Annotated in this window: 20 protein-coding genes; 8 read left to right on the forward strand and 12 right to left on the reverse strand. The window is 71.5% G+C overall.

The features are described from left to right. Position 1: 1 nt before the first annotated feature. Entirely contained in the window at positions 2 to 1,810 is a 1,809-nt protein-coding gene (locus ABZX02_RS30125; protein ID WP_355303033.1) for a S8 family serine peptidase, read from the forward strand. Here ABZX02_RS30125 and ABZX02_RS30130 read toward each other — a convergent pair whose 3' ends face one another. Together ABZX02_RS30130 and ABZX02_RS30135 are read right to left on the reverse strand one after the other, a co-directional pair. Beyond that, complete coding sequence (locus ABZX02_RS30130) at positions 1,811 to 2,653, reverse strand: acyl-CoA thioester hydrolase/BAAT C-terminal domain-containing protein (protein WP_355303035.1); 843 nt, start codon at positions 2,651 to 2,653, stop codon at positions 1,811 to 1,813. Further along, positions 2,650 to 3,324: an SDR family NAD(P)-dependent oxidoreductase gene (locus tag ABZX02_RS30135; RefSeq protein ID WP_355303037.1), complete on the reverse strand. Its 675-nt coding sequence runs from the start codon at positions 3,322 to 3,324 to the stop codon at positions 2,650 to 2,652. Before ABZX02_RS30135 ends, ABZX02_RS30130 begins: the two co-directional genes overlap by 4 nt. An 83-nt stretch (positions 3,325 to 3,407) precedes the next feature. Here ABZX02_RS30135 and ABZX02_RS30140 point away from each other — a divergent pair, with 83 nt between their 5' ends. The 3 genes from ABZX02_RS30140 to ABZX02_RS30150 all read left to right on the forward strand — a co-directional run bounded on the left by ABZX02_RS30140 (position 3,408) and on the right by ABZX02_RS30150 (position 8,363). Next, entirely contained in the window at positions 3,408 to 3,977 is a 570-nt protein-coding gene (locus ABZX02_RS30140; protein WP_355303039.1) for a TetR/AcrR family transcriptional regulator, read from the forward strand. Between the two features lie 345 nt (positions 3,978 to 4,322). Continuing rightward, positions 4,323 to 7,145 (forward strand): AbfB domain-containing protein, encoded by a 2,823-nt coding sequence (locus ABZX02_RS30145; protein WP_355303040.1) that lies wholly within the window; start codon positions 4,323 to 4,325, stop codon positions 7,143 to 7,145. A gap of 57 nt (positions 7,146 to 7,202) precedes the next feature. Continuing rightward, complete coding sequence (locus ABZX02_RS30150) at positions 7,203 to 8,363, forward strand: AbfB domain-containing protein (protein ID WP_355303042.1); 1,161 nt, start codon at positions 7,203 to 7,205, stop codon at positions 8,361 to 8,363. Positions 8,364 to 8,369: 6 nt separating this feature from the next. Here the strand turns inward: ABZX02_RS30150 and ABZX02_RS30155 are convergent, their stop codons facing one another. The 3 genes from ABZX02_RS30155 to ABZX02_RS30165 form a co-directional block, all read right to left on the reverse strand. Then, complete coding sequence (locus ABZX02_RS30155; RefSeq protein WP_355303044.1) at positions 8,370 to 8,927, reverse strand: biliverdin-producing heme oxygenase; 558 nt, start codon at positions 8,925 to 8,927, stop codon at positions 8,370 to 8,372. A 180-nt stretch (positions 8,928 to 9,107) separates the two neighbouring features. Continuing rightward, entirely contained in the window at positions 9,108 to 9,554 is a 447-nt protein-coding gene (locus ABZX02_RS30160; RefSeq protein ID WP_355303046.1) for a response regulator, read from the reverse strand. Then, on the reverse strand, positions 9,536 to 11,461 hold the full coding sequence (locus tag ABZX02_RS30165) for a GAF domain-containing SpoIIE family protein phosphatase (protein WP_355303047.1): 1,926 nt from the start codon (positions 11,459 to 11,461) through the stop codon (positions 9,536 to 9,538). The genes ABZX02_RS30160 and ABZX02_RS30165 overlap by 19 nt, the downstream gene beginning before the upstream one ends. A gap of 91 nt (positions 11,462 to 11,552) precedes the next feature. On the opposite strand from ABZX02_RS30165, the gene ABZX02_RS30170 reads away from it, so the two are divergent. Continuing rightward, positions 11,553 to 13,823, forward strand: coding sequence for an ATP-binding protein (locus ABZX02_RS30170; RefSeq protein WP_355303049.1), 2,271 nt, complete (start codon positions 11,553 to 11,555; stop codon positions 13,821 to 13,823). Here the strand turns inward: ABZX02_RS30170 and ABZX02_RS30175 are convergent. Continuing rightward, on the reverse strand, positions 13,807 to 14,772 hold the full coding sequence (locus ABZX02_RS30175) for an alpha/beta hydrolase (RefSeq protein ID WP_355303051.1): 966 nt from the start codon (positions 14,770 to 14,772) through the stop codon (positions 13,807 to 13,809). The two genes, ABZX02_RS30170 and ABZX02_RS30175, sit on opposite strands and share 17 nt — an antisense overlap. Positions 14,773 to 14,835: 63 nt before the next feature. On the opposite strand from ABZX02_RS30175, the gene ABZX02_RS30180 reads away from it, so the two are divergent. From ABZX02_RS30180 to ABZX02_RS30190, 3 genes are all read left to right on the forward strand, one after another. Next, positions 14,836 to 15,798: a WYL domain-containing protein gene (locus ABZX02_RS30180; protein WP_355303053.1), complete on the forward strand. Its 963-nt coding sequence runs from the start codon at positions 14,836 to 14,838 to the stop codon at positions 15,796 to 15,798. Further along, positions 15,795 to 16,286 (forward strand): SRPBCC family protein, encoded by a 492-nt coding sequence (locus ABZX02_RS30185; RefSeq protein ID WP_355303055.1) that lies wholly within the window; start codon positions 15,795 to 15,797, stop codon positions 16,284 to 16,286. Before ABZX02_RS30180 ends, ABZX02_RS30185 begins: the two co-directional genes overlap by 4 nt. A 126-nt stretch (positions 16,287 to 16,412) precedes the next feature. Continuing rightward, positions 16,413 to 18,311 (forward strand): DUF1996 domain-containing protein, encoded by a 1,899-nt coding sequence (locus ABZX02_RS30190; protein ID WP_355303057.1) that lies wholly within the window; start codon positions 16,413 to 16,415, stop codon positions 18,309 to 18,311. A gap of 66 nt (positions 18,312 to 18,377) precedes the next feature. On the opposite strand, the gene ABZX02_RS30195 is transcribed toward ABZX02_RS30190, so the two are convergent. From ABZX02_RS30195 to ABZX02_RS30220, 6 genes are all read right to left on the reverse strand, one after another. Then, the gene (locus ABZX02_RS30195; protein WP_355303058.1) at positions 18,378 to 19,637 is read right to left on the reverse strand and encodes a PHB depolymerase family esterase; all 1,260 of its coding nucleotides are present in this window, start codon (positions 19,635 to 19,637) and stop codon (positions 18,378 to 18,380) included. A 130-nt stretch (positions 19,638 to 19,767) separates the two neighbouring features. Then, positions 19,768 to 20,697, reverse strand: coding sequence for a PDR/VanB family oxidoreductase (locus ABZX02_RS30200; protein ID WP_355303060.1), 930 nt, complete (start codon positions 20,695 to 20,697; stop codon positions 19,768 to 19,770). Then, positions 20,694 to 20,849, reverse strand: coding sequence for a hypothetical protein (locus tag ABZX02_RS30205; RefSeq protein ID WP_355303062.1), 156 nt, complete (start codon positions 20,847 to 20,849; stop codon positions 20,694 to 20,696). The genes ABZX02_RS30200 and ABZX02_RS30205 overlap by 4 nt, the downstream gene beginning before the upstream one ends. Then, positions 20,846 to 21,880 (reverse strand): aromatic ring-hydroxylating dioxygenase subunit alpha, encoded by a 1,035-nt coding sequence (locus tag ABZX02_RS30210; RefSeq protein WP_355303064.1) that lies wholly within the window; start codon positions 21,878 to 21,880, stop codon positions 20,846 to 20,848. The genes ABZX02_RS30205 and ABZX02_RS30210 overlap by 4 nt, the downstream gene beginning before the upstream one ends. 86 nt (positions 21,881 to 21,966) lie before the next feature. Further along, a complete protein-coding gene (locus ABZX02_RS30215; RefSeq protein ID WP_355303066.1) occupies positions 21,967 to 22,734 on the reverse strand; it encodes an IclR family transcriptional regulator in 768 nt (255 codons plus the stop codon). A 79-nt stretch (positions 22,735 to 22,813) separates the two neighbouring features. Beyond that, complete coding sequence (locus ABZX02_RS30220) at positions 22,814 to 25,120, reverse strand: beta-L-arabinofuranosidase domain-containing protein (RefSeq protein ID WP_355303068.1); 2,307 nt, start codon at positions 25,118 to 25,120, stop codon at positions 22,814 to 22,816. Positions 25,121 to 25,269: the final 149 nt, after the last annotated feature.

Below are 25,269 nucleotides of genomic sequence, written 5' to 3' on the forward strand. Positions count from 1 at the left end.
GATGGAGCCCAGACGCGACACGGTCCTCGACGCACGGCTGCGCGGGGCGGCGACGTTCGCAGGTGGACGAAGACCGGCTCCCGGCAGTCTCGCCGCGCGGGCGCTGGACGTGGTCGGACGCACGACCAGGGCCGAGGTGCCCGAGCGGACGTCGGCCAAGCTGATCGTGCGGTCCGACGAGATGGGGCAGGCGCTCGACTGGCTGGCCTCGGCGGGCGGTGAGCTGGTCTCCAGGCCGGCCGACTCGGGGTCCTCCGGCACCGCGGTGGTGATCGCGAACGTGCCTGTGACCCGACTGTCCGATCTGGACGGTCAACCGTGGCTGCGCCGTGCCGAGGCACCCAAGGAGATGTTCGCCAGGATGGACTCCGCGCGGGGCGCGGTGACCGGCCTCGACGCCGCGCTGGCCCTGCCGGTGCACAACGGGCTGACCGGTGCGGGTGTGCTGCTCGCCGTGGTGGACAGCGGCGTCGACTGGTCCCACCCCGACTTCTGCCACAAGGACGGCACCACCAGGCTGGAGCGGTTCCTGCACGCCCACCGCGGCGACGACGACGAGGTCTCGACGTACCGGGCGTTCGACGCGGACGCGATCAACCACGCCCTCAACGGCGGCCCGGACATCCCCGCCGGCGACCCCGGCGGGCACGGCACGCACTGCGCGTCGATCGCGGCGGGCAACGGGTTCGCGCTCGCCGACGCCCGCTTCCGCGGTGTCGCACCGGAGGCGGCGCTGATGGGCGTGCGCAGCGAACCGTTCCTCGACGAGCACCTGATCGAGGGCATCCGGCAGGCGTTCGCGCTCGCGGGCGACCGGCCCGCGGTCGTCAGCATGAGCCTCGGCGGCCACTGGGGCGCGCACGACGGCACCTCCGCGCTGGAGAACGAGATCGCCCAGGCGTCGGGCCCCGGCCGCGTGATCGTGGTCGCGGCGGGCAACGAGGGCGAGGACGGCCTGCACGTGCAGGGCCGGCTCGTACCGGGCCAGGACCTGGTGATCCCCGTCCGCGTCGTCGACGGGGGAGTGCTGCTCTGCGACGTGTGGATCCCGCGCGGCGACGAGGTCGACGTGTTCCTGGAGACGCCGGGCGGCGAGCAGTTCGTCCCGGACGGCACGGAGACCGACACCCCGGACGGCCCGTTCCTGGCCGACTTCGTGGAGAACCCGCTCAACCGCGACCAGAACCTGAACGTGTTCCTCGCGGGCAGGGTGAACGACGTGTGGTCGATCCGGATCAGGCCGATCACCGTGGTGCACGGTGAGGTGCACGCGTGGGCCACCGGCACGCAGGGCGGCCGGCTGATCTTCCCCGGCGCCCCGCTCGACGGCTACACGCTCGGCATCCCCGCCACCGAGGAACGCGCCATCTCCGTCGGCTCGCTGGTCAGCCGCAAGACCTTCGAGGGCCCGCAGGGCACCGCCACGCTGGCCGGCCTGAAGGTGGACGCGCTGTCCCCGTTCTCGAGCCACGGCCCGACCAGGGTGGGCGTGCAGAAGCCCGACGTGGTCGCGCCCGGCCAGGTCGTCACCGCCGCGCTGGCGGCGAACTCCGAGTTCGCCGGGGACCCGAGGCTCGCCTCCCGCCTGCACCCGAGCGGGAAGTACGTGACGATCCAGGGGACCAGCATGGCGACGCCGTTCGTGGCCGGCCTGGTCGCGTTGCTGCTGCAGCGCGAACCGCGGCTCACGCCGGAGGACGTCCAGCAGCGGTTGCGGATCAGCGCCCGCCGCGACGCGGGCACCGGTCCGGTCTGGAACCCGCGCTACGGGTGGGGCAAGCTGGACGCCGGGGCACTGCTGCGGAGCTGATCAGCCTTTGCCGTGCAACGCTTTCAGGACGTGCGGCCACGCGGCCTCGCCCAACGCCGCGTCGTCGGCGTCGGTGCCGCCGTAGTGCAGGTGCGTCGACGGGGTGGCGGGCGCCTCGCCGGGGAACCGGGGCCGGTGGCCGGCCGCGCGCCGTTCGACCAGGACGGAGCCCGGACGGCGGTCTCGCAGTGCCCGCGCGGAGGCCGGAGAGGGCCAGGTCCCGTCGTCCCCTCCGGCCACCAGCACGAGCTCGGCCGCCGCCTTCTCGACTGGGATCGCGGCGGCCGCGTGCCGGTCGGGGTGGAGCGCGGCGCTGTGCTCGTACCAGCCGCGCAGGGCGACGAGGCCGTCCTCGCGTGGCGCCGGCTCCCAGTTCTCGTCGAGGGGTGCGAACGGCAGCGGCTCGCCGCGCCAGGTCCACGACGAGCGCCGGGGCAGGCTCCGCCCGTCCGTGCCGGGGCCGAGGTTGGGCCACGTGACCGAGGTCGGTGACAGGGCCACCACGGCCGCCGTGCGCGGGTCGAGGACGGACAACCAGAGCGCGGCTTCGGCCCCTTTGGACAGTCCGAGCGCGGAAAGCCGTTCGGCGCCAACGGACTGCAGCAGGTCGAACCCTCGGCTGAACGTCTCCAGCGGGATCTCGCAGATGCCCGGCGGCTGTCCTTCGCCGCCGTACCACCGGATCCCCAGCGCGATCAGCCCGGCGCGGGCGAGGAGCCGGCACCGCTCCCGCGTGCCGGGACCGTAGGACCCGTGCAGGACCAGCACTCCGGCGCGGCTCCCGGTCTCGGGACGCACGAGCACGCCCCCGCCGGGGATCTCCTCCTCGACCACGCCCGTCACCACGGCACCGTCTGGTTGCGGTGGTCGACGAAGTGCAGTCCCGTCTCGCCCGCGTGCGACTCGACGGCGTCGAGCAGGCCGGGGACGCTCTCGCCGACCTCCAGCAGCGCGCCGGGGCCGCCGAGGCCGGTGCGCACCCAGCCGGGGTTGAGCAGCAGCAACGTCCGCGCGCTCGCGTGGCGCGCCGCGTAGCTGCGCATGAGCTGGTTGAGCGCGGACTTGCTGGCGCGGTAGACCTCGTGGCCGCCGTTGGTGTTCAACGTCAGGCTGCCCTGCTTCGACGACATGACGGCGATCGTCCCGGTCTCGCGGACGAGCGGTCCCAGCACCTCCACCACGCGCATCGGGCCGAGCGCGTTGGTGATCATGACCTGGGTGAACGACTCGGTGGTCACCTCGCCGACCGGCACGTCCGCGTGGGCGATGCCCGCGTTGACGAACAGGAGGTCGCGGGGCCGTCCGGCGAGGCGGTCGGCCAGCGCGTGGATCTGCTGCTCGTCGGTCATCTCCAGCCGTTCGACCTCCAGCCGGTCGCCGGCGAGGTCGTGCAGGGCGGTGGGTCGCTCGCCGCGCACGGTGCCGATGACGTGCCACCCGCGGCGGTGCAGTTCGGTCGCCACGGCGAGTCCCAGGGTGCGGGAGGCGCCGATGACGAGGGCGGTTCTGGTCACGGGGAAGAGCCTTCCTGATTTCGAAACACGGTGTATCGAAACCGTAGCGGTTGCGATACACCGTGTCCAGCTACTCTGTCCCCGTGAACTCGGACCGGGGTCCCGGCGGTCGTCCGCGCAGCGAGGAGGCGCGGCTGGCGGTCCTGCACGCCGTGGACGACCTGCTGCTCGAAGCCGGTTACGCCGCCATGACGGTGAAGAGCGTCGCCGAGCGGGCAGGGGTGTCGCGCGCGACGGTCTACCGGTGGTGGTCGACGAAGGCGGAGATCCTCTTCGAGGCCAGCGTGCTCGACGCCGAGAAGGAGCTTTCCGTTGTGGCGTCCGGAGATCCGCGGGTGGATCTGGCCGCCTACCTGGACGCGCTGGCGGACTTCCTCTGGCGGTCGCCTGCCGGGGTCGCCTACCGCGTGCTGCTGAACGAGGCGCGGGGCGACAGCGCCGTCGCGGACCTGCTGGGTGCGAAGGACGTGCTCGGCGACGCCGCCCGCGTCGTGCTGGAGCGGGTGTGGCCCGACTGGGACCGCACGGCGCTGGACCGCGCCACGGCGTTGCTGATCGGCCCGACCTTCTTCTGGGTCACGAGCGGCCGCGATCCCGGCGGGCTCGACACGGCGGAGCTCGCCGAGGCGTTCCTGCGTTCCGTCGGCCGCTGAGGAAACGCCCGCCGCAGATCCAACAAAGTCGAACACTCTGCTGAGCAATTGTCCGATTCAATGCGGCGTTTTTTGGTGTTTTTTGCAGCTCTTCTTTGGGTTACGATTTCCGGTGCAGCCTGCCCGGCTGGCCCTGCCACACCCTTCTGCGTGCGGTTTCGTGACCGTGCCGAGCTTTCCCTGGAGCTGCCGACGATGACCGCTCTTCTGCTCGACCTCGCTGCCTAGAGCGCGACGCCCCACACCATCGCTCACGACCGTTCCGCGCGGTCGTGCGGTCCACTGCGGCCTGATCCCGCCCGGACCACCCCGAGCCGCCCTCCAGTCCCTGCCTGAAGGAGTTCGATGCGTTCCCTCGTCGCCCGCGCGGCGGCCGCCCTGGTCCTCGTCGGTGGCATCGTCGCCACCGACGCGAGCCTGGCCTCCGCCGCGATCGCGCCCAAGACACCACCGCTCACCACGCCGTGGACCGGCCAGGTCTCGACCACCAACCCGCTGCCGGAGTACCCGCGCCCGCAGATGCTCCGCCCGGAGTGGCAGTCGCTGAACGGCGAGTGGGAGTTCCTCAACCCCGCCACCGACGGGGCCGGCAACGTCAACCGGTACGCGGCGCCGCCGCTGGGGCAGACGCTGCCCGAGCGCGTGCTGGTGCCGTACCCGATCGAGTCGGCGCTGTCCGGGATCATGCGCAACGACAACCGCGACCTCATGTTCTACCGGCGCACGTTCACCGTGCCGTCCGGGTGGAGCGGCCGGCGGGTGCAGCTGCACTTCGGCGCGGTCGACTACGAGGCGACGGTGTGGGTCAACGGAACCCAGGTCACCACGCACAAGGGCGGCTACGACCGGTTCGAGGTCGACGTCACGCCGCAGCTCAACGGCGGCACCAACGAGATCGTCGTGCGCGTGTACGACCCGACCGACGGCCGCGGTGAGAAGCAGCCGGTCGGCAAGCAGGTCAACGACACCAGCCGGATCTTCTACACGCCGTCCTCGGGCATCTGGCAGACCGTGTGGCTCGAACCCACGGCGCCCACATCGGTGTTCTCGGTCGACGTCTACCCGAACCTGTCGAACAACACCGCGCGGGTCCGCGTCTTCACGCGGGGCAACAACTCCGGGCACACCGTGCTCGCGGAGTCGATGGCCGGGACCACCGTCGTGGGCAGCGCCACGGGTGGCTTCACCGAGTTCTCGGTGCCCGTGCCGAACGCGCGCCGCTGGTCGCCCGACGACCCGTACCTCTACAACCTGCGGGTCTCGCTGCGGAACTCCTCCGGGGCGACGGTCGACCAGGTGGTGAACTACTTCGGCATGCGCGAGGTCGGCACGAAGGTCGTGGACGGCGTGCTCCGGCCGACCCTCAACGGCGAGTTCGTGTTCCAGATCGGCACGCTGGACCAGGGTTTCTGGCCCGACGGCCTCTACACGGCACCGACCGACGCCGCGCTCGCGTCCGACCTGCAGAAGCACAAGGACCTCGGCTTCAACATGGTGCGCAAGCACATCAAGGTCGAACCGGCGCGCTGGTACTACCACGCCGACCGGCTCGGACTGCTGGTGTGGCAGGACGTCCCGTCCACGCCCGCGTTCGACCAGAGCCGCACGGCGGCGCAGATCGCGCAGTTCGAGACCGAGGCCCGCGAGATCGTGGACGAGCACCGGTTCTCGCCCGCCGTCGTCGCCTACGTGCCGTTCAACGAGGGCTGGGGCGAGTGGAACCTCGCCGACACCCGGCGGGTGAGCACCGACCTCGAGAACTACGACCCGACCCGGCTGATGAACGCCCACAGCGGCTACAACTGCTGTGTCTCCAAGGGGGATCCGGGCAACGGCGACATCGCCGACTGGCACGTCTACACCGGACCGGACGCGCCGCGCCCGTCCGCGACCCGCGTGTCCGTGCTCGGCGAGTTCGGCGGCATCGGCCTGCGCACGCCGGGCCACGAGTACAGCCCGAAGAACGACTTCTTCGCCTACGAGCAGGTGTTCAGCGCGGCCCAGCTCAACGACCGCTACACCGGCATGGTCCGCGACGTGAAGCAGCTGATGACCACGAAGGGGCTCTCCGCGTACATCTACACGGAGATCACCGACGTCGAGGGCGAGTACAACGGCCTCTACACCTACGACCGGCGAGTGCAGAAGGTCGACACGAACCAGCTGCGCGCCGCGCACGCCGACCTGATCGCCGCCTCGCGCAACCGCAACTCGCCGGTGACGTTCACGCTCGGGCACGTCCGGTCGTTCCGGGTGACCACCCCGGGCTTCACCAACCGCTACCTGCGGCACGCGAACTCGGTGGGACGCACGGACGTCATCAGCTCCGCCAGTGCCGACGGCGACCGCCAGGACGCGTCGTTCCGCACGGTGGCGGGCCTTGCCGACGCCCGCTGCTTCTCGTTCGAGTCGGTGAACTTCCCGGGCCGCTTCCTGAGGCACGCCAACAGCGTCGCGCGCGTCGAGGCGTCCACCGGCGGGTCGTTCGCGGCGGACGCGACCTGGTGCGCCCGGCCTGCCTCGGGAGGCACGTCGTTCGAGTCGTTCAACTTCCCCGGCTCGTACCTGCGCCACCACGCCGACAACGCGTACCTTGCGCGCAGCGGCGGCCCGAACCCCTGGGACACCGCGACGGGCTTCGCGGCCGACTCCACCTGGGGCACCGCTGATCCCGCGCTCTGGCGCAGCTCCGCACGGCTCACCACCGACGTGCGCCAGTCGTTGCGGGTGGCCACCTGGGGTCACACCGACCGGTACCTGCGGCACGCGGACAGCCTGGCGTACACGGAGATCGTGACGAGCGGCAGCAGCGGCACGCTCAAGGCCGACGCCACCTACACCGTCCGGCGCGGCCTCGCCGACTCGTCCTGCTACTCGTTCGAGTCGGTGAACTTCCCCGGCCAGTTCCTGCGCCACGCCGACAGCCGGGTGCGGAACTCGCCGAACGACGGCTCGGCGCTGTTCCGCGACGACGCCACGTTCTGCGCCAGCCCGGGCCTGAGCGGCACGGGCGTGACGTTCGAGTCGATCAACAAGCCGGGCTCGTACCTGCGCCACTTCGAGTCGCAGGTGTTCGTCGCGTCCGGCAACGCCGAGGTGGGCTTCGACCGGCCGCAGACGCTCACCGCGGACAGCACCTGGACGCTCGCCGCCCCCTGGGCGCCGTAGTCCCACCGAGGCCGGGGCGGTGCCGCCGCCCCGGCCCTCCTACTCCGGGAGTTCGTCATGTGGCAACGATGCACAGCGATCCTGACGGCGTTCCTCCTCACCTGCCTGGGCGCGGCGGTGCCGGCCGCGGCGGAGGGCAACGGCGGCACGAGAATCCTGCCGCTCGGTGACTCGATCACCGACGGCTTCAACGTTCCCGGCGGCTACCGCATCACCCTGTGGCGTGCGCTGGCGGGAGCCGGTCACCTGACCGACTTCGTCGGCAGCGGGTTCAACGGCCCGGCGGACCTGCCCGACCACGACCACGAGGGCCACTCCGGCTGGCGCATCGACCAGATCGACGCGATCGTCACCGGGGTGCTGCGCGACACCGCGCCCCGTTCCGTCCTGCTGCACATAGGCACCAACGACATCGTGCAGGACCACGACCTGCGCGGCGCGCCGGCCCGGCTGAGCGCACTGGTCGACCGCATCCGTGCGGCGGCACCGAACGCGGACGTGTTCGTGGCGTCCGTCGTCCCGCTGTCGGACCCCGTGCTGGAGGCCAGGGCCGCCGCCTACAACGCGACGATCCCGGAGATGGTGCGCGGCAAGGGATCGCGGGTGCACTTCGTCGACATGCACGCGGCCCTCACCACCGCGGACCTCGCCGACGGCGTCCACCCGAACCGCGGCGGCTACGACCGGATGGCCGCCCGGTGGGCGTCGGCGCTCGCGGCCGTGCCCGGCGCGGCGGGCGACGACGGCGCACCGGCCACCCTGCCCACCGGGACGAGGTCGCTGCGCGTCACCACGCCGGGCTTCACCGACCGGTACGCGCGCCACCAGAACTCGTTGGGCCACACGGAACACGTGGACGCCGGCAGTCCCGCGCTGCTCAAGTCCGACGCGACGTGGCGGATCGTCCCGGGCCTCGCCGGCGGCTGCCACAGCCTCGAGTCACGCAACTACCCCGGCTACTACCTGAGGCACCAGAACAGCCGCGTGCGGATCAGCGCCGACGACGGGACCGCGTTGATGCGCGCGGACGCCACCTGGTGCGCCCGCTCCGCACCGACCGGGGTGCGCCTGAGCGCCTGGAACTTCCCGGGTTCCTACCTCCGGCACATCGGCAGCGAACTGTGGCTCGCGACGCCGGGCGGGTCCGCCCCGCACGACACCGCCGCGAGCCTAGTTCCGGACATCACCTGGTCCGTGGACGCGCCCTGGGCGCCCTGACGGTGGTCAGAGCCCGGCTTCGGCCAGCCAGTCGCGCACGAGCAGGAAGTGCCGGTTCGCCGCCTCGACGGCGTCCGGCACCTGCTCGGCGGACAGGGCCGCCTCCGCCACCGCGCCGAACCGCCGGAACCGGCGCCGCGCGTCCCCGTCGCCGGCGAAGAAGGACACCGGCACCGGCCCGAGCGAGTCCGCGATCCAGCGCGTGATCAGCTGACCGCCGAGGCGTGCGCCCTCGACGACGTAGAGCGAACCGATGAGCGCGGGCAGCGTCTCGACGTCCGGCGGAGAGCAGCGGGGTAGCGCGGCGATGCGCGCGGGGCTCCACCCGAAGCGCTGCAGGTCCCACGCGAGCCGGTCGGCGTCGGCCAGGGGCGTCCACGGGAGCCCTTGTGCGGCGGTGGCTGCGGCCAGGGCCTTGTCCAGCGGTTCGTGGAACCCCAGGAATGCTCCGAGCAGGTCCTCGTACCGCTGCGGCGAGCCGAGGCGGGACAGGAACGCGAGGTCGTCCTCCAGCGCGCGGTGCGCGGCATCGGTGCCGCCGCGCAGGCGGGCCAGCAGGGTCACCGCCGCATCGTAGTTCGCTAGGTCGTGTACCGGAGGTTCGTCCGGTGGCAGACGTGGGCGAGAGACCCGGAGACGGCGCCGCCGCGACGCCCTCATACCGGGCGTATCTGGGCGTTGCGGCGGTGTTGTCTCCGGGGCCCTCGGCCGCTGCTGCCGCCCGACGGACTTCCGGGACGCGGCCTAGCCCGGACGCACGAAGTCGTTGGTGTGCCAGTAGTCGACGGCGCCCTGCAGCACGGTCCGGAACAGCGTGAAGTTCACCGGCTTGTAGACGTAGCTGTCCGCGCCCGCCTCGTAGCAGCGGTCGATGTCCGAGGACGTGGTCGAGGAGGTGAACACGACGACGATCACGTTGTTCAGCCGCGCGTCGGGGTCCGCGCGCAGGTCGGAGAGCACCCGGTAGCCGTCGGCGCCCGGCATGTTCAGGTCAAGCAGCACCAGCACCGGGAGGGGCGAGGTGCCGTCCCGCAACCGGTCCGCGACGAGGTGCCCGTCGGGCAGGAACTCCAGCACGAGCTCCGGGTGCGAGCGCGACAGGGCGCGCAGGATCGCCTCCCGGTCCTCCTCGCTGTCCTCGACGACCAGCACGACCTGTTCGCCGCCGCCGGTCACAGGACCTCCCACCACGTCCGAGCACCTCCACTGATCTCGATCCGCGCCCACGTGGCGTCCCCGTCCACGGTCACGGTCACCTCTCCGTGCTCCGGCACTCCGACGAGCCGATCCGGCACCGGTCTGCCGAGCGATCTGACCGCCGCGAGCGCGGCCTGCGGTGCCTCGGCGGCCGGCAGCACGGTGTCGAGCACCCGGCGGCCGCGGTAGCGGATCACCATCACCGCCGCGTCGTCGTCCACCGCGTAGCGCCCGTCGCCCTCGACCAGCGCGGCCGCCACCTCGGGCAGCGGCCGGTCGTGCAGGGCCGCCAGCGTTGGTTCGAGGTCGGCGTCGCCGAAGAACGTCCCGGTCGCGTCCCTGGCCTCGACCAGCCCGTCGGTGAACAGGACCACGCTGTCGCCGGGCGCGAGCACGTCGTCGGACGGCGTCAGCGCGGGGTGGTCGAGGACGCCGACGAGCTGGCCGCGGCAGGAGGCCTCCTCGACCCGGCCGTCGCGCCGGACGACGATCGGCGGCGGGTGCCCGGCGGTCAGCGCCCGCATCGGCAGGCCGGCGGAGGTGGGCGCCTCGAACGTGACGGCGGCCATCGTGAGGAACTTGCCGACCCCGTTGCGCAGCATCTTGGTGTTGAGCAGGCGCACCGCGTCCTCCGCGCGCCCGCCCTCCTCGAGGATGGTCTCGACGGTGTGCCGGGCGAGGCCGGTGAGCGCGGCGGCCGCGGCACCACGGCCGCACACGTCGCCGATGAGCGCGGTGAACCGGTCGCCGGGCTGGCGCACGACCCCGTAGAAGTCGCCGCCGACGTCGAGCAGGTGACCGGCCACGTTGTACCCGGTCGCCACCTCCACGCCCTCGATGACCGGCAGCACCGAGGGCAGCAGGTGCAGCTGGAGCTCCTCGACCTCGGCGCGGCGACGGCTGTAGAGGGTCGCGTTGTCGATGGCGAGTGCGGCCCTCGCGGCGATGTCCCGCACGAACTCGCGCGTGGGCACCCGACGCGTGCCGGCCCGGTGGAAGAACGTCAGCACGCCCAGCGTGCGCCCGTGGGCCCGCAGGACCGCGCTGGTCATCAGGTCCAGGCCGACGTCGGCGGGCAGCAGCGACGGCAGCGGGTCGACCTCGTCGCCGTCGCGCACCGGCACCCCGGCCCAGCGGCCGTCGCGCAGGTGGTCGTTGAGCAGGCGCTCCCGGCGCACGTCGACGTGCGCGGCGGCGATCTGCTCCAGTGCGCCGTCGCGCCGCCGGATGTGCACCGCGGCACCGTCGGCGAGTCCGGGCACCGCCATCCGCACGACCGCGCGCAGGGTCTCCTCGACGTCGAGCGAGCGGGCGAGCCGCAGCGAGACCTCGGCGAGCACGGCGTCGGCCGCGAGCCGGTTGTCGAGCAGTGCCTGGTCGGCGATCCGGTCGTCGGCCGCGATGACGACGTCGGCGATCTGCTCGAGCGCGTGGGCGACCGTCGGGTCCTCCGGTTCCCGGGCCAGGCACACGAGCAGCAGGCCCCGGTCGCCCTGGGCGGCGCGGAACGACGCGGCCACCACCACCGTCCCGCCGGCCGCGCGCACGCGGTCGGCCAGCCGGGGAGCGAACGTGGCCAGTTCCCCCGCACCCAGTTGGGTGATCTTCGCTTGACCGGCGTCGCGGGCAGGGAGCGAGGGGCCGTGCGCGACCCACGGGGCGACGTCCCCGGCGAGTCCGGGCGGTCCGCTCAGCACGCCTTGGTCGTGATCGGCCCAGCGCACGACCCGCACGTCACCGTCGGGGCCGACACGCGCGCCGAGGACGCCGCGAACGTGCGGCAGCGCCAAAAGCCCCAGGTAGAGTTCCTTCGCGAAGACCTTGGTGCTGCCCGCGGCGAACGCGCTGCGCCACAACGCGTGCAGCAGCCCTGGCCAGGAAGGCGCGTCTCCTTCGGTCATGCGGGCCGCTCCCTCCGCTCCCCGTGTCCGTCGTGCGTCGCCGAACAACCTTCGCCGCAGAACCGTACGCCGACCGGAAGCAGGATCAAGAATGCAGGACGACCAGGCGGGTCTGGGCGCCGAGTGGGCGCGCGCCGCCAGGGCGGAGGCGGCGGCCGGCACCACGTCGTTCGACCTCACCGTCTGCCTGACCGAGCCCATCCACCTGCTCGGAGGCATCCAGTCCTACGGCGCGCTGCTGGCGGTCGGCGACACCGGCGTGGTCGAGGTCGCCAGCGCGAACACGACGGTCGTGCTCGGCAGCGCGCCCGAGTCGCTGATCGGCACCCCGGTGGAGACGCTGATCGGGACGGAGGGCGTCGCGGCGGTGCGGGCCACGCTCGACGCGCCGACCGGCGACCGGGGGCTCTGCGGCCTCGTGCTGCCGGGTTCGGGCGAGAACTTCGACGTCACCGTGTACCGCGCGGACGGCCGCACGGTGCTCGAGTTCGAGCCGCGCCCGGCCGGGGACACGTTCCGGTTCTCCCAGTTCTACCCGCGCCTGCGCACGTCGCTCACCAAGCTCCAGCACGAACGCACGGTGGTCGACGTGTGCGCCTCGGCCGTGGCGGAGATCCGCCGGCTGACCGGCTACGACCGGGTGGTGGCCTACCGGTTCGAGGGCCGGTCGGGGCCCGGTGAGGTGATCGCGGAGTCGGTGGCCGACGAGCTCGAGCCGTGGCTCGGCCTGTGGTTCCCGGCCACCGACATCCCGCCCCAGGCGCGCCGGCTCTACGAGCGGAACTGGATCCGCGTGATCAACGACGTGGACGACGCCACCGCCACGCTGCTCCCGCAGGTCCTGCCGGGCACGAGCGCGCCCCTGGACCTGTCGGACTCCGCGTTGCGCACGGTCTCGTCGTTCCACCTGGAGTACCTGCGCAACATCGGCGTGGCCTCCTCGATGTCGGTGTCGTTGCTGCACTCCGGCGAGCTGTGGGGCCTCATCGCCTGCCACGGCGTGCGGCCCCGCCGGCTCGACCCGGAGGTGCGCTCGGCCTGCGAGTTCTTCGGCGTGACCCTGTCACTGCAGCTCGCGGCGCTGGAGGAGGCGCAGACCTCCCGTGCCCGCCACGACACCCGCACGGCGTTGGCGCGCCTGGTCACGGACCTCAACACGGACATCACCCAGTCGGTGTCGACGAGCGTCGACCTGTTGCACGAGCTCATCGACGCCGACGCCGTCGTGCTGCGGCTCGGCGGCGCGGCGACGATCGTCAGCGGCCGCGACGAGGACGTCCTGACGCCCGGCCTCGAGACCCTGTGGACCGCGGCACCGGACCTGGCCGCAGGCGAGGTGTGGAGCACGGACAACCTGGGCGAGCACGACGCCGCGATGGCACCGCACGCCGAGCACCTCAGCGGTGTGCTCCTGCTCGGCCTGGGCGGCGGCGACCTGATCGCGTGGGTGCGCCCGGAACGCCGCGCCAGCCGGACGTGGGCGACCGACCCGAGCACGCCGGTGCAGCTCGGCGAACGCGGCCAACGCCTCACCCCGCGCGGCTCCTCTGCCGTCTACCGGGCCCTCACCCAGGGCCACTGCGTGCCGTGGACCGCCTCGGACGAGGCCGTGGCCGCCGAGTTCGGCCGGGCCGTCAGCACCCTGGTGCTCCGCCACAACGCCCGCCTCACCGCCCTGAACGACGAACTGCGCCGCGCGAACAGCGACCTGGACACCTACGCCCACGTGGCCGCGCACGAGCTGAAGGAACCCCTGCGCGGCATCTTCAACTCGACGGCGTTCATCCGCGAAGACGCCGACGACCTCGACGACACGACCGTGCGCCGCTTGGACACCGTCCAACGCCTCGCCCAGCGCATGGACGAGCTGATCAATTCACTGCTCCACTTCGCCCAGCTCGGCCACGGTTCCCTGCGCCGCGAGGAGATCGACCTGCGCGACGCCGCCGACGCCGCGCTGGAGGTGGCGGGCCTGCGGCTGGCCGAGCGCGGCGTCGAGGTCGCCCTGCCGGCGCCGGGCCTGCGGGTGTGGGCGGACCCGGACCGCCTGGTCGAGGTGCTGGTGAACCTCCTCGTGAACGCCGCGAAGTACGCCCGCGAGGACCACCCGCGCACCGTGGAGATCACGCTCGCCGGCGAGGACGAGGTGTGCGTGCGGGACAACGGCATCGGCATCCCGGCCGAGCAGCGCACCGAGGTGCTCAGGCTCTTCCGCAGGCTGCACGGGCGCGACGCGCACGGCGGCGGTCACGGCGCGGGCCTGGCGATCGTGAACCGCATCGTCGAACGCCACGGGGGCCGGGTGCGGCTCGACGCCACGCCCGGCGGCGGCACGTCCGTCCTGTTCACCCTGCCGCGATGACGCCCTGACGCGCGACGCCGAGGTGCCGGCCCAGCCACTCCAGGAGCACCCGGTTGGTCTCCTCGGGCAGCTCTTCCTGGATCCAGTGGCCGCAGTCGAGGCTGACCACCTCCACACCGGGCACGAACTCCGCGAGGTTCGGCGCCTTCGCCACCACGTCCCGCTCGCCGTAGACCATGAGCGCGGGCCGCCGCACGATCGGGTCGACGTCCGCGAGCAGGTGCCAGTTGCGGTCGAGGTTGCGGTACCAGTTGATGCCACCCGTGAACCCCGACGACTCGAACGCGGCCACGTACACGGCCAGCTCGCGCTCGCTCGTCACCGGTTCGCCCGGCGGCTCCTCGGCCGTCGCGAGGTCGATCAGCGCCGGGCCCGCCGGCGCGTTCCTGCGGTGCAGGTTGCGGAGGAACCGTGCCGTGTTCGCGTCGAACAGGGCGTCCGCGACGCCCGGCCGGCGGTTGAAGTGCACGAAGTAGTGGTCGGGACCGAACACCTCCTCCATGACCTCGACCCAGGGCCTTTCGCCGCGTTCGAAGTAGGGGACGCTCAGGGCGACCACGTTCTGCACCCGGTCCGGGTGCAGGAGGGCGAGGTTCCACACGACCATCGCGCCCCAGTCGTGGCCGACGAAGGTGGCGTCCGCGTAGCCGTAGTGGTCGAGGAGCGCGGTGAGGTCGCCGGTCAGGTGGGTGATGTCGTACGCCGTGACGTCGGCCGGGCGGGACGAGCCGCCGTAGCCGCGCTGGTTCGGGGCGAGGACGTGGTAGCCCGCGGCGGCCAGTGCCGGCATCTGGTGGCGCCACGAGAAGGCGTGCTCGGGCCAGCCGTGCAGGAGCACGACGGGCCTGCCCGCGTTGTTCCGGCCTGCTTCGAACACCTCGAGTTCCACGCCGTTGACGGGGACGAGGGTGGGCTCGGGGAAGTCGCTGGGATCGAACGGTGCAGTCATGGGGTGATCCTGCGGAGGTAAAGCGGTCATCTCGTGACCGGTTTCTGTGGAAATCTCGCCGAGGTGCGAACCGATCGGCTGGTGGCCGTGCTGCTGCTGTTGCAACGCCGTGGGCAGGTGACGGCGGCCGAGGTCGCGCGGGAGCTGGAGGTGTCCGAACGGACCGCGCGCCGCGACCTCGACGCCCTGGCCGTGGCCGGGGTGCCCGTGTACTCCACGCAGGGCAGGGGCGGTGGGTGGCGGCTCGTCGGCGGCGCGCGCACCGACCTGTCCGGGCTGACCGCCGGGGAGGCCCGCGCTCTGTTCCTGGTCGCCGGGCCGGCCTCGGTCGCGACGCCCGCCGTGAAGACGGCGCTGCGCAAGCTCGTGCACGCCCTGCCCGAGCCCTTTCGCGACCAGGCCGAGGCGGCGGCGTCGTCCGTGGTCGTGGATCCACGAGGGTGGGGGTCGGACCGGGTCGAGCGCCGGCCGCCGCGGTTCCTCGACGCGCTGCAGGACGCCGTGATCCGGGGTGTCCAGGTGCGGCTCGGCTACGTCGACCGCGCGAAGGCCGAGACCGAACGGATCGTCCACCCGCTGGGCGTCGTCGCCAAGGGTGCGTCGTGGTACCTCGTCGCCGGGACGGAGGCGGGGCGGCGGACGTTCCGGATCGACCGCGTCTCGTCCGTCGTCCCGACCGGTGAGGCGGTGCACCGGCCCGCGGACTTCGACCTGGCCGCCGGGTGGCGCGAGATCGCCGACGAGGTGGATCGCCGGCGGACCCCGGCCGAGGCCAGGGTGTTGTGCGTGCCGCACGGGCTGGGGGTGCTCCGCCTGGCGTTCGGTGGCCGGGTGGAGGTGGGAGCGGCCACGGCCGACGGACGGGTCGAGCTCGTCGTCCGCGGTTCGGACGACGAGGTGCTCGCCGGTGAGCTCGCCGCGCTGGTCGAGTGGATCGAGGTGACGGGTCCCGCCGGCGTGCGGGAGCACCTGGCGGCCATCGGCAGGGCACTCGTCGAGCGGTACGACTACCGTGCCTTCGCATGAAGTACACCGTCTCGATGGAGATCGCGCAGTCGCAGGAACGGGTGGCCCAGTTGCTGTCGGATCCCGGGCACCTGCCGATGTGGTTGCGGGGCTTGGTGGTGCACGAGCCGATCGACGGTGCGCACGGCCACGTCGGCACCCGGTCGCGCGTCGTGCTGCGGATGGGCAAGCAGGAGTTCGAGGCGACCGAGACCGTCACGCGTCGCGAACCCGTGGACCTGCAAGCGATCCCGAGCGGCACCGTCGTCCACTTCGAACGCGAGATCGTCGGCAACGGGATGTGGAACGGCGCGCGCGAGCGGCTCAGCGCGATCGGTCCGGAGACGACGCTCTGGGAGAGCGAGAACGAGTACCGGTTCGACGGGGTGGTCATGCGGCTGGTCGGCACGCTGATGCCCGGCATGTTCCGCAAGCAGTCGCTGCAGCACATGCGGGACTTCAAATCCTTCGCGGAGCAGGGAAAAGACGTCCGCGACGCGCAGGACTGATCGGCGGCCGAAGTACTTCTCTTGGCCCCTGGTAAAAATTCCGCAACAACTTTTGAGCCGTTGATCCGTCCCGTACGTACTCCTGGTCATGCGCCGCATGAACGAGGAGTACGTATGACGCACCGCGTGACGGACAGACGGAAGTTCCGCCTGATCGCATCGTTGTCGGCGGTGGCCGTGGTCGCAGCGGGCACCGCCACCGTGGCTCTGGCCGCCAAGAACGGCGAGCCGGCGCCGCTCAGCGCTTTCGTGCCCATCGAGCAGGTGAGCAAGAACGTCGTCGAACCGAAGGTCGGCAAGAACGGTGCCGCCGGCGTGTTCCGGGTCGACTGCGGCACGAACGAGAGCGGCAAGTTCAGTGCCGACAACCCGGTCGCCCAGCCCGGTCTCAAGCACGGCGCGCAGCACGTCCACGACTTCGTGGGCAACCTGTCGATCAGCGCCGAGTCGACCGACGAGAGCCTCGTCGACTCCGAGACCACCTGTCGCAACGGCGACCGCTCGTCCTACTTCTGGCCTGTCGTGCGCATCAACCCGCAGGCCAACCCGGGTTCCGTGGGTTCGAACCCGGACAAGATCAAGGACAACGGCCCGGGCGAGGTCGCCTGTCCCGGTGTCGCCCAGCGCCTTCCCGCTGTGCCGCAGCGGGTGCGCGACGAGATCATCCGCAACCTGCAGCAGCTCGCACAGCAGTTGCGGGAGGCCAACGACCGGGTGGCGCGCGCCCAGAACCCCGCCGACCCGAACTTCGTCAACAACACCGTGCTGGGACCGTTGCGCGCCAAGCGTGCCGCTACTCTCGAGCGCATGGCGAACGCTCTCGCCCGGTCCGCCAAGAAGCCGAACCTGATGCCGCTCGCCGACTGCGATCTGCGTTGGGGCCACGGCAACCACGGCGGCGGCGGTGGCCACAGCGGCCACTCGACGAAGCCGCGCAAGTTCGCCGGTGACCTCGTTCTGCAGCAGGCGGAGCAGAACGGTGCCGAGCAGGACGCCGCGACGCCGACCATCAAGTGCCCGTCCGCACGTGAGGCGCTGCCCGGCGTGCCGGACCAGGCTCTCGACGAGGTGGACAACAACCTCGACCAGCTGGACAAGCAGATCGCCGAGGCCAACCAGCGCCTGGTGACGAGCAAGGGCCAGGGTGGCGCGAACTTCATCGACAACGCGATTCTCGGGCCGCTGAAGGACAAGCGCGTCGCGACCCTCGACCGCATCGCGATCGCGATCGGCCGTGGCGGCGAGAAGCCGCAGGGGCTGGACCGCCTCGCCAAGTGCGGTCTCAACGAGGGCGACGAGGGCGCCGGCGAGAACAACAACGGCGGCAACAACAACGGCAACGGGAACAACGGCAACAACAACGGTGGGAACAACAACGGGGGCAACAACAACGGTGGTGCCACCACCACCGCCCCCGCCAACACGACCACCGCGCCTCCCGCTCCGCCGCTGGCCGCTCCGACCGGCAAGAACCTGGAGCTCGTCGGCAACAACGGCAAGATCGTCCGCCCGGCCGAGGTGAAGATCGAGTACCGCGGCAACGCGACCAGCAAGGTCACGGGCATGCCGAAGTTCCTCAAGATGGTCACCGGTGACGCCAAGCCGACCAGCCGCGGCCCCGCCAACGCCCGCGCCACGTGGACCTGCAGCGGGTTCGAGGACCGGCTCTCCGACAAGTACGTGATCTGCCCGAACGGCAGCAAGGTCATGCGCGTGCACGACTTCGCGGGCTGCTGGGACGGTCAGAACGCGGACAGCGCCAACCACCGCGACCACGTCCGGTTCGCCGACAAGCAGACCGGCGCGTGCCCGCAGGGCTTCAAGGCGATCCCGCAGCTGCGGATCAGCATCTCCTACAACATCGCCCGCGACGTCCAGCAGAAGGGGCAGTACCAGCTCGACGCGTTCCCGGAGGAGGAGCACAACCCCTTCTCCGACCACAACGACTTCGCCAACGTCAACTCCGACCAGACGATGGCCAAGATCGTGAAGTGCGTGAACGACGGCCGCCGGTGCAACTCCTGACCGCAGGCTGAACCACGACAAGGGACCCCTCGGCCTGAGGGGTCCCTTGTCGTTTCGGGCCGAGGCTCAGACCGTCGAGCACGCGGTTCCGTTGAGGGCGAAGGCGGACGCGGCCCCGGTGGCGCCGGTGTGCGTGGCCTGGAAGCCGATCTCGACCGAACCACCTGGTGCCAGCGAGGCGTTGTGGCCCGCGTTGCGCGCCGTGACCTGGCCGGTGGCGGGGGAGTAGGTGGCGTTCCAGCCGGACGTGATGGTCTGGCCGGCCGGCAGTGTGAAGGTGAGCGTCCAGCCGGTGATCGACGCGGTGCCGGTGTTGGTGATCTTCAGGTTCTCGGTGAGGCCGTTGTTCCACGCGTTCACGGTCGTCCGGACGGTGCACGTGCCCGGTGTCGGGCCGGGGTCGGGAGTGCCCGTGACGCCGAAGAACTCCAGTGCGGTGGCGGCCATCCCGGCCGACGGCAGGCTGTGGCCGGCGCCCTGGACGCGGTAGACCTCGACCGCGGTCCCGTGCCGGGCGCGGTCCCAGCCGGGGCGCGGGGTGTCGGTGGACGTCGGCGTCTGGCTGAGGCCGAACACGTCGGTCCACTGCTCCATCGACTCCTGCAGCAACGAGTACGGCACGAGCGTGTCCGCGGTGCCGTGCCACAGCTGGACCTTCGGCCGCGGACCGGTGAACCCGGGGTTGACCCGCCGCACCGAGTCGCCCCACTGCCGCGGGGTGCGGTCCATGCTCCCGCCGGTGCACCGGCTGGCGCCCGGTGGGTAGTCGGCGGCGTTCGCGAAGCAGTCGAACGGCACGCCCATGAACGCCGCGCCCGCCTTGAAGACGTCGGGGTAGAGGGCGAGCATGTGGTTCGTCATCATGCCGCCGGAGGACGAGCCGGTGACGAAGACGCGGCCGGGATCGCCCTGGTAGCGCTGCTGGACGTGCGTGACCATGGAGACGATCGAGACCGGGTCGCTGCCGCCCCCGCGCCTCTTCGCCGCGTCGGACCACGTGTCGAAGCACTTGCCGAACCCGGCTTCCTGCTGGGCGCTCGGGTAGATCACGACGAACCCGTGGCGGTCCGCGAGCGAGGCGAACTCGCTGCCGGAGTAGAAGCCCGGGCCAGATCCGCCGCAGCCGTGCATGGCGACCACGACGGCAGGTCGGGCTGGTCGGGTGTCCGGCACGTAGACGTGCATGCGCATCCTGCCCGGGTTGTCGCCGAAGGACGTCACCTCGACCAGCGCCGCCGCGGTGGCGGGCGGGGCGAACACCGCGCAGGCGGCGATCAGCAGAATGCTTGTGAGCAGGGCTTTCAACGTCGTGCCACGTGCCTTCACCGTCGACCTCCGGTCAGGGATCCGGATCTTCCGAGTGCTCTCGAAGGTATGCAGATCCCTGACGGACGTCAAACTTTTGCCTAACAAAAACGTGCGTCGTTCGACGAACGATCCACTTGCGACGGTCTGCTCAGAGGTCGAGGACGAGACGTGGTGAGCGAGACCTCGACACGCACACCATCATCACGTCCGCGCACTCCTGTTCTTCCGCTGTGAGAACGGAATCGCGGTGCTCCGGGACGCCGTCCAGCACGGTTGTCTCACAGGTGCCGCACGTGCCTTCCCGGCAGGACGACAGCACGGACACGCCTTCGTTCTCGAGCACGTCGAGAATCGAATTCCCGGCCGGTACGCGGAGAACAACCCCCGTCCTCGCCAGCTCGACCTCGAACTCGTCCGGTTCACCTTGAGTAACAACGGTTTTCGGGGAGAACCGTTCGACGTGGAGGGTCCCGCGAGGCCACCCCGCGCACCGCTCCTCGACCGCGAGCAGCAACGACTCCGGCCCGCAGCAGTACACCGCGGTGCCCGGCGCGGGATCGGCCAGCACCGCCTCCAGGTCGAGCAGCCCGTACTCGTCCTGCGGGCGGACCAGGACGTTGTCGCGCCGCGCCAGTTCGTCGAGGAACGCCATGGAGGAGCGCGTCCTGCCGCCGTAGACCAGCTGCCAGTCGTGCCCGGCCGCCTCGGCCCACGCGACCATCGGCAGGATCGGGGTGATGCCGATCCCGCCCGCGACGAACAGGTAGCGCTTGGCCTCCACCAGTTCGAAGTGGTTGCGCGGCTCGCTCACGTCGACGAGGTCGCCCACCGCCAGCACGTCGTGCACGTGCCGCGACCCGCCGCGTCCGTCGGGTTCGCGCAGCACCGCCACCTTCAGCGCCGACGTGTCCGCCGGGTCGCCGCACAGCGAGTACTGGCGCACCACGCCGTCCGCGAGCTCCAGGTCGACGTGCGCGCCCGGAGCCCACGCCGGCACCGGACCGCCGTCCGGGCACCGCAACGTCAGCAGCACGACGCCGTCGGCGACCGTCTCCTTCCCGTCCAGCAGCAACTTCACGGCGTGTGCCCCTCCGGGTGCGCGAGCAGCCAGTCCCACAGCTCGACCGGGTCCTCGAACTCGCGCTCGGCGGCGCAGTGGCACGTCGCGTGGAGCCGGTCGGTGCCGGGCACCCAGTGGATGCGGAAGATCCGGCCGGTGGACGTGGTCACGACTTGCCGCGCAACCGGCTCAGCATCCGGCGCGCGGCGAGCCCGCCGGTGTCGATGTTGATGGACAGCTCCTGGTAGCCCTCGGGTTCGGTGGCGATCACCTTCTCCAGGACGTTCAACGCCACGACGTCCTGCAGCACCACGGTCCTGTTGCTGTCGGCCAGGAACGCCGACACCTCCTCGTCGCCGAGCGCGAAGTCCCGTGCCACGGCCCAGAAGTCGTGCGTCGAGGTCTCCGTCTCCGGCGTGATCGCGTAGACGACCTCGACGTGGAACGCGTCGGGGTCGGTGCCGTCGGCGCGGGGCACGGACCCGACCGGCGCGATGCGGCTGTGCAGCTTGTACAGGCACGGCGGCGTGTACTCGATGTCCTGCCAGCGCGCGATCCTGCCCTGCAGCCCGGTCGACTTCGAGTAGAACGGCGGGCACTCCGCGTCGTCCATGTGCCGCGACACGTAGACGATGCCGGCGTCCTCGTCGACCTCGGTCGTGATGGGGGTCGACGCGACCTCCGGCGTCCCGATGTACCCGCCGTGCAGGTAGGTCTCGTGCGAGAGGTCCAGCAGGTTGTCGACGAGCAGCTCGTACCGGGCCTGCAACGGTTCCATCCCGCACACCGTCGTGTAGGCCGGGTCGACGAGCCACGGCGCGCGGGCGATCCGGGACGCGTCGGCGCCGGCCGGGTCGCCGATGAACACCCAGACGAACGAGTCCTGCTCCACGACGGGGTACGGCAGCAGGCGCGCGGTGCGCGGCACGCGCGTCTGGCCCGGTACGGCCACGCACTTGCCGGTGGCGTCGTAGGTGAAGCCGTGGTAGCCGCAGACGACCTGGTCGTCGACGAGCCGCGAAGGCGCCTGGGACAGCGGGAAGCGGCGGTGCACGCAGCGATCGGGCATCGCCGTCACGGTGCCTTCGCGCGTGCGCCAGAACAGGATCGGCTCGCCGCAGACGGTGCGGCTGAACAGGTCGTGCGCGATCTCGGAGCCGTAGGCGGCGACGTACCACTGGTCGCGGGGGAACCAGGTCATCGGGGTGGGCCTCCTCGTGGTGGGGAGCCACAGGGTGGCGGAGACCACCGCCCGAGCCGTAGCGCGGTTTCCGGAAAATGGAAGGCTCACGCGCGCAGCGCGCGGGAGATCGCCTGGGCGCAGGTGCGCACCAGTCCGGCGAGCCCGTGCGCGGTGGCGCTGCCGTGCCGCACGACCAGCGACACCGCCGCGACCACCTCGCCGTCGCCGCGGCGGATCGGCGCCCCGACGGACAGCGCGTCCATCGTGACCTGCCGGTCGCTGACCGAGTAGCCGTGCGTCCGGACGGCGGCGAGCATCCTGCGCAGCTGGGCCGGGTCCGTGACGGTCTTCGCGGTGTGGTGCTCGATCGGCCCGGTGAGCACCTCCTCCTGCACCTCGGGCGCCGCGTGCGCGAGCAGCACCAGCCCGACCCCGGTGGAGGTGAGCGCCCACCGGCCGCCGACGCGGGTGAGCACCGGCACCGACCCGAACCCGGCGATCCGTTCCACGAAGACGACCTCCGTGCCCTCCCGCACCGCGAGCTGCACGTTCTCCCTGGTGATCTGGCAGAGGTCCTCCAGGTACGGCAGCGCGGTCTCGCGCAGGCCCGGTCCGCGCGGCGCGAGCGAGCCGAGCTCCCACAACCGCAGACCGACCTGGTAGAGCCCGTCGCCGTCGCGTTCGACCGCGCCCCACGCACACAGCTCCTGCAGCAGCCGGTGGGCCGTCGACAACGGCATGTCCGCCCGGCGGGCCAGGTCGCTCAGCGTCAGCGCGCGGTGCTCGGCGTCGAACGCGTCGAGGAGCTGCAGCGCGCGGCCGATCACGGGCCCCGTGGGCCCGTTCGGCCGGCCGCGCCTCCCGTCGCTCATCGGGTCATCCTCCACTGTGGCCTGGCTGGTGACCAGGGTGGACGACGGATTGTGCGGGCCGAGGTGAAGCCCGGCGCACTCAGTTGGCGATCAGGCGCCAGCGGTTGTCCGCGGAGCCGTTGTCCGGGTCCTGCACGACCTGCGCTCCCGCCGCGCTCGACCCGTTGAGGACGCCGAGCAGCTTGCCGCTGTGGGCGTTGCGGACCTTGTAGGTGCCGTCCCCGTTGGGGATCAGCGTCCACCTGTGGTCGGCCGTGCCGTTGTCCGACCACTGCAGCACCCTCGCGTTGTCCGCGGTGGACATGTTCTCGACGCCCAGCACCTTGCCGCTGTGGACGTTGCGCAGCCGCACGTCCGCGCCGTCGGGGATCAGCTCCCAGTCGTGGTCGGCGGTGCCGCTGTCGTGCCACTGCACGGCCAGCCCACCGTCCGAAGTGGACATGTTCTGGACGCCGAGCACCATGCCGGTGCCCGCGTTCTGCAACCGGTGGCTCGTCGTCGCGCCGGTGCGCCAGTAGACGGTGTAGTTGAACCCGTGCGCGTCGTGGAACGGCCCGAGGTTCACCTGCGCGCCGTTCGCCCTGGCGGTGAACGTCAGCGCCGAGGAACTGGTGCGGGTGACGGACCCGGTGTCGAGCGAGGGCAACGAGGACAGGCTGGTGTTGCCGTAGTTGCCCGCCAGCACCGCGGGGCCGTACGTGAGGGCCACGACGTTCGCGTTGTCGTTGGAGGGCTGGACGACCACGCGCATCGGCAGCCGGAGCGTCACCACGTCGCCGGAGGTCCAAGTCCTGGTCAGGGATGCGTAGGTGCCGGGCGTCGCGGTCACGTTCTGGGCGACGCCGTTGACGCTGATCACCGCGTTCGCGGTCCAGGCGGGGATGCGCAGCCTCAGGGTCCACGAGCCGCCCGCGTTGCCGGTGACGGTCAGCGTCGTCGTGTCGCTCGCGGGGTAGGTCGTGGTCTGGGTGACCGTGATGCCGCGGGAGGTCCACGTGAGCACCGACGGCGTGTAGAGGTTCACCGTCAGCGTGGTGCCGTTGTGGAAGTAGATCGAGTCCGCGAGCTTGGTGTTCGTCTCGATCCCGGTGCCCTGGCAGCACCAGAACGTGCCGTAGTCCGTGCTCCAGTTCCCGCCGCCCCACGCCGGTCCCGTGTTGCCGCGCCGGTGGCCGGGGTTCAGGCCGGTGAAGTAGCAGATGTGGCCGTGCGGGTCCGCCGGGTTCTGCTGGCCGATCAGGTGGTTGAGCAGGGCGCGTTCGTAGTAGTCGAAGTAGGCGGCACGGCCGGGGTCGGTCAGCCACAGCTCGCGCGTCAGCTCCAGCATGTTGTAGGTGTTGCACGCCTCGCACGCGTCCGTGGACAGGTAGGCGGCGATGGCGTTGGGGGAGCGGAAGTGCTCGGCCTGGCTGTTGCCGCCGATCACGTAGGTGTGGGCGCCGACGGTGATGTTCCAGGCGTTGACGGCGATGTCGCGGTACCTCGTTGTCCCGGTCGCCTTGTACTCCCGCGCCGCGCCGATCCACTTGGGCACCTGCGTGTTGGCGTGCAGGCCGTTCAGCCGGTCCTGGCCCGCGGCGAGCGGGTCGAACACGGCGGCGTGGTCGAACCGCTGTGCCGTCGCGAGCCAGCGCGCGTCGCCGGTCTGCTGGTAGAGGTCGGTGAGCACGGCGTTCATCCCGCCGAACTCGGTGCCCAGGACGCGCTGCATCGTGCTGTAGGACAGCCGGGCCGTGCGCCAGTCCACCCACGCGGCGAACCGCAGCAGCACGTCACGCGCCTGCGTGTTGCCGAGCAGCCGCCAGACGTCCAGCAGCCCGGCGAGCGTCTTGTGCAGCGAGTAGTACGACACGGACTTCGGCGTCCCGGCCTCCAGCGCGTCGAAGTCCGACTCCGGGAACCCCGACAGGTAGCCGGCGGTGAAGCCCGCCGCCGCGTTGTTCGCCTGGCACCGGGCCAGTTCGGCCACCACGAGGTTCGCCTTGTCCCGGCACGTCGTGTCGCCCAGCACCGCCCACGCCTGGGCCCAGGCCGTGAGGAAGTGCCCCTGGCTGTGCGTGCGGAACGGGAAGTCCGGTGCCTCCCAGCCGCCGAGCGCCGCGGCGCCGTTCGTGGACAGCCGGTGGTTCGCGCGGAAGTTGTAGAGCAGCCGCTCGGTGTCGACGAACCGGAGGTAGGCCAGCGTGCGCTGCTGGTTCTCGAGCCACCGTCCCGCCGTCAGCCGCACCTCGGAGAGGTCGAAGGCGAAGGCGGACACGCCGAGATCGGGGCGGGCGGGAGGGGCGGCCGCCTGGGCCGGATTCGCCGTGAGTGGCGGCAGGGCGGTGGCGACGGCGGCCACTCCGGCGGCGTTCAGGAAACCGCGTCGGCTCAACGATGAGGACATGGGGGCGCTCCAGTTGCTCGGCGAACGACACCGGTGGCGGACGGCCTGCGAGCGAACCTAGCCACGTCCTGCTACGGCGGTCAACCATCGTTGTTAGCGTTAACGCTCGTTCGACGGCATGTTCGACGATCGCGCCTGCGTGGATCTGT

It is taken from the genome of Lentzea sp. NPDC003310, from assembly GCF_040610935.1.
In the GTDB taxonomy this organism is placed as follows: Bacteria; Actinomycetota; Actinomycetes; order Mycobacteriales; family Pseudonocardiaceae; genus Lentzea.

Coding starts and splice junctions, on each gene's coding strand:
- ABZX02_RS30125 (WP_355303033.1), top strand. CDS start 2: ATGGAGCCCAGACGCGACACGGTCCTCGACGCACGGCTGCGCGGGGCG.
- ABZX02_RS30170 (WP_355303049.1), top strand. CDS start 11,553: ATGCAGGACGACCAGGCGGGTCTGGGCGCCGAGTGGGCGCGCGCCGCC.
- ABZX02_RS30175 (WP_355303051.1), bottom strand. CDS start 14,772: ATGACTGCACCGTTCGATCCCAGCGACTTCCCCGAGCCCACCCTCGTC.
- ABZX02_RS30215 (WP_355303066.1), bottom strand. CDS start 22,734: ATGAGCGACGGGAGGCGCGGCCGGCCGAACGGGCCCACGGGGCCCGTG.
- ABZX02_RS30210 (WP_355303064.1), bottom strand. CDS start 21,880: ATGACCTGGTTCCCCCGCGACCAGTGGTACGTCGCCGCCTACGGCTCC.
- ABZX02_RS30165 (WP_355303047.1), bottom strand. CDS start 11,461: ATGACCGAAGGAGACGCGCCTTCCTGGCCAGGGCTGCTGCACGCGTTG.
- ABZX02_RS30145 (WP_355303040.1), top strand. CDS start 4,323: ATGCGTTCCCTCGTCGCCCGCGCGGCGGCCGCCCTGGTCCTCGTCGGT.
- ABZX02_RS30220 (WP_355303068.1), bottom strand. CDS start 25,120: ATGTCCTCATCGTTGAGCCGACGCGGTTTCCTGAACGCCGCCGGAGTG.
- ABZX02_RS30150 (WP_355303042.1), top strand. CDS start 7,203: ATGTGGCAACGATGCACAGCGATCCTGACGGCGTTCCTCCTCACCTGC.
- ABZX02_RS30185 (WP_355303055.1), top strand. CDS start 15,795: ATGAAGTACACCGTCTCGATGGAGATCGCGCAGTCGCAGGAACGGGTG.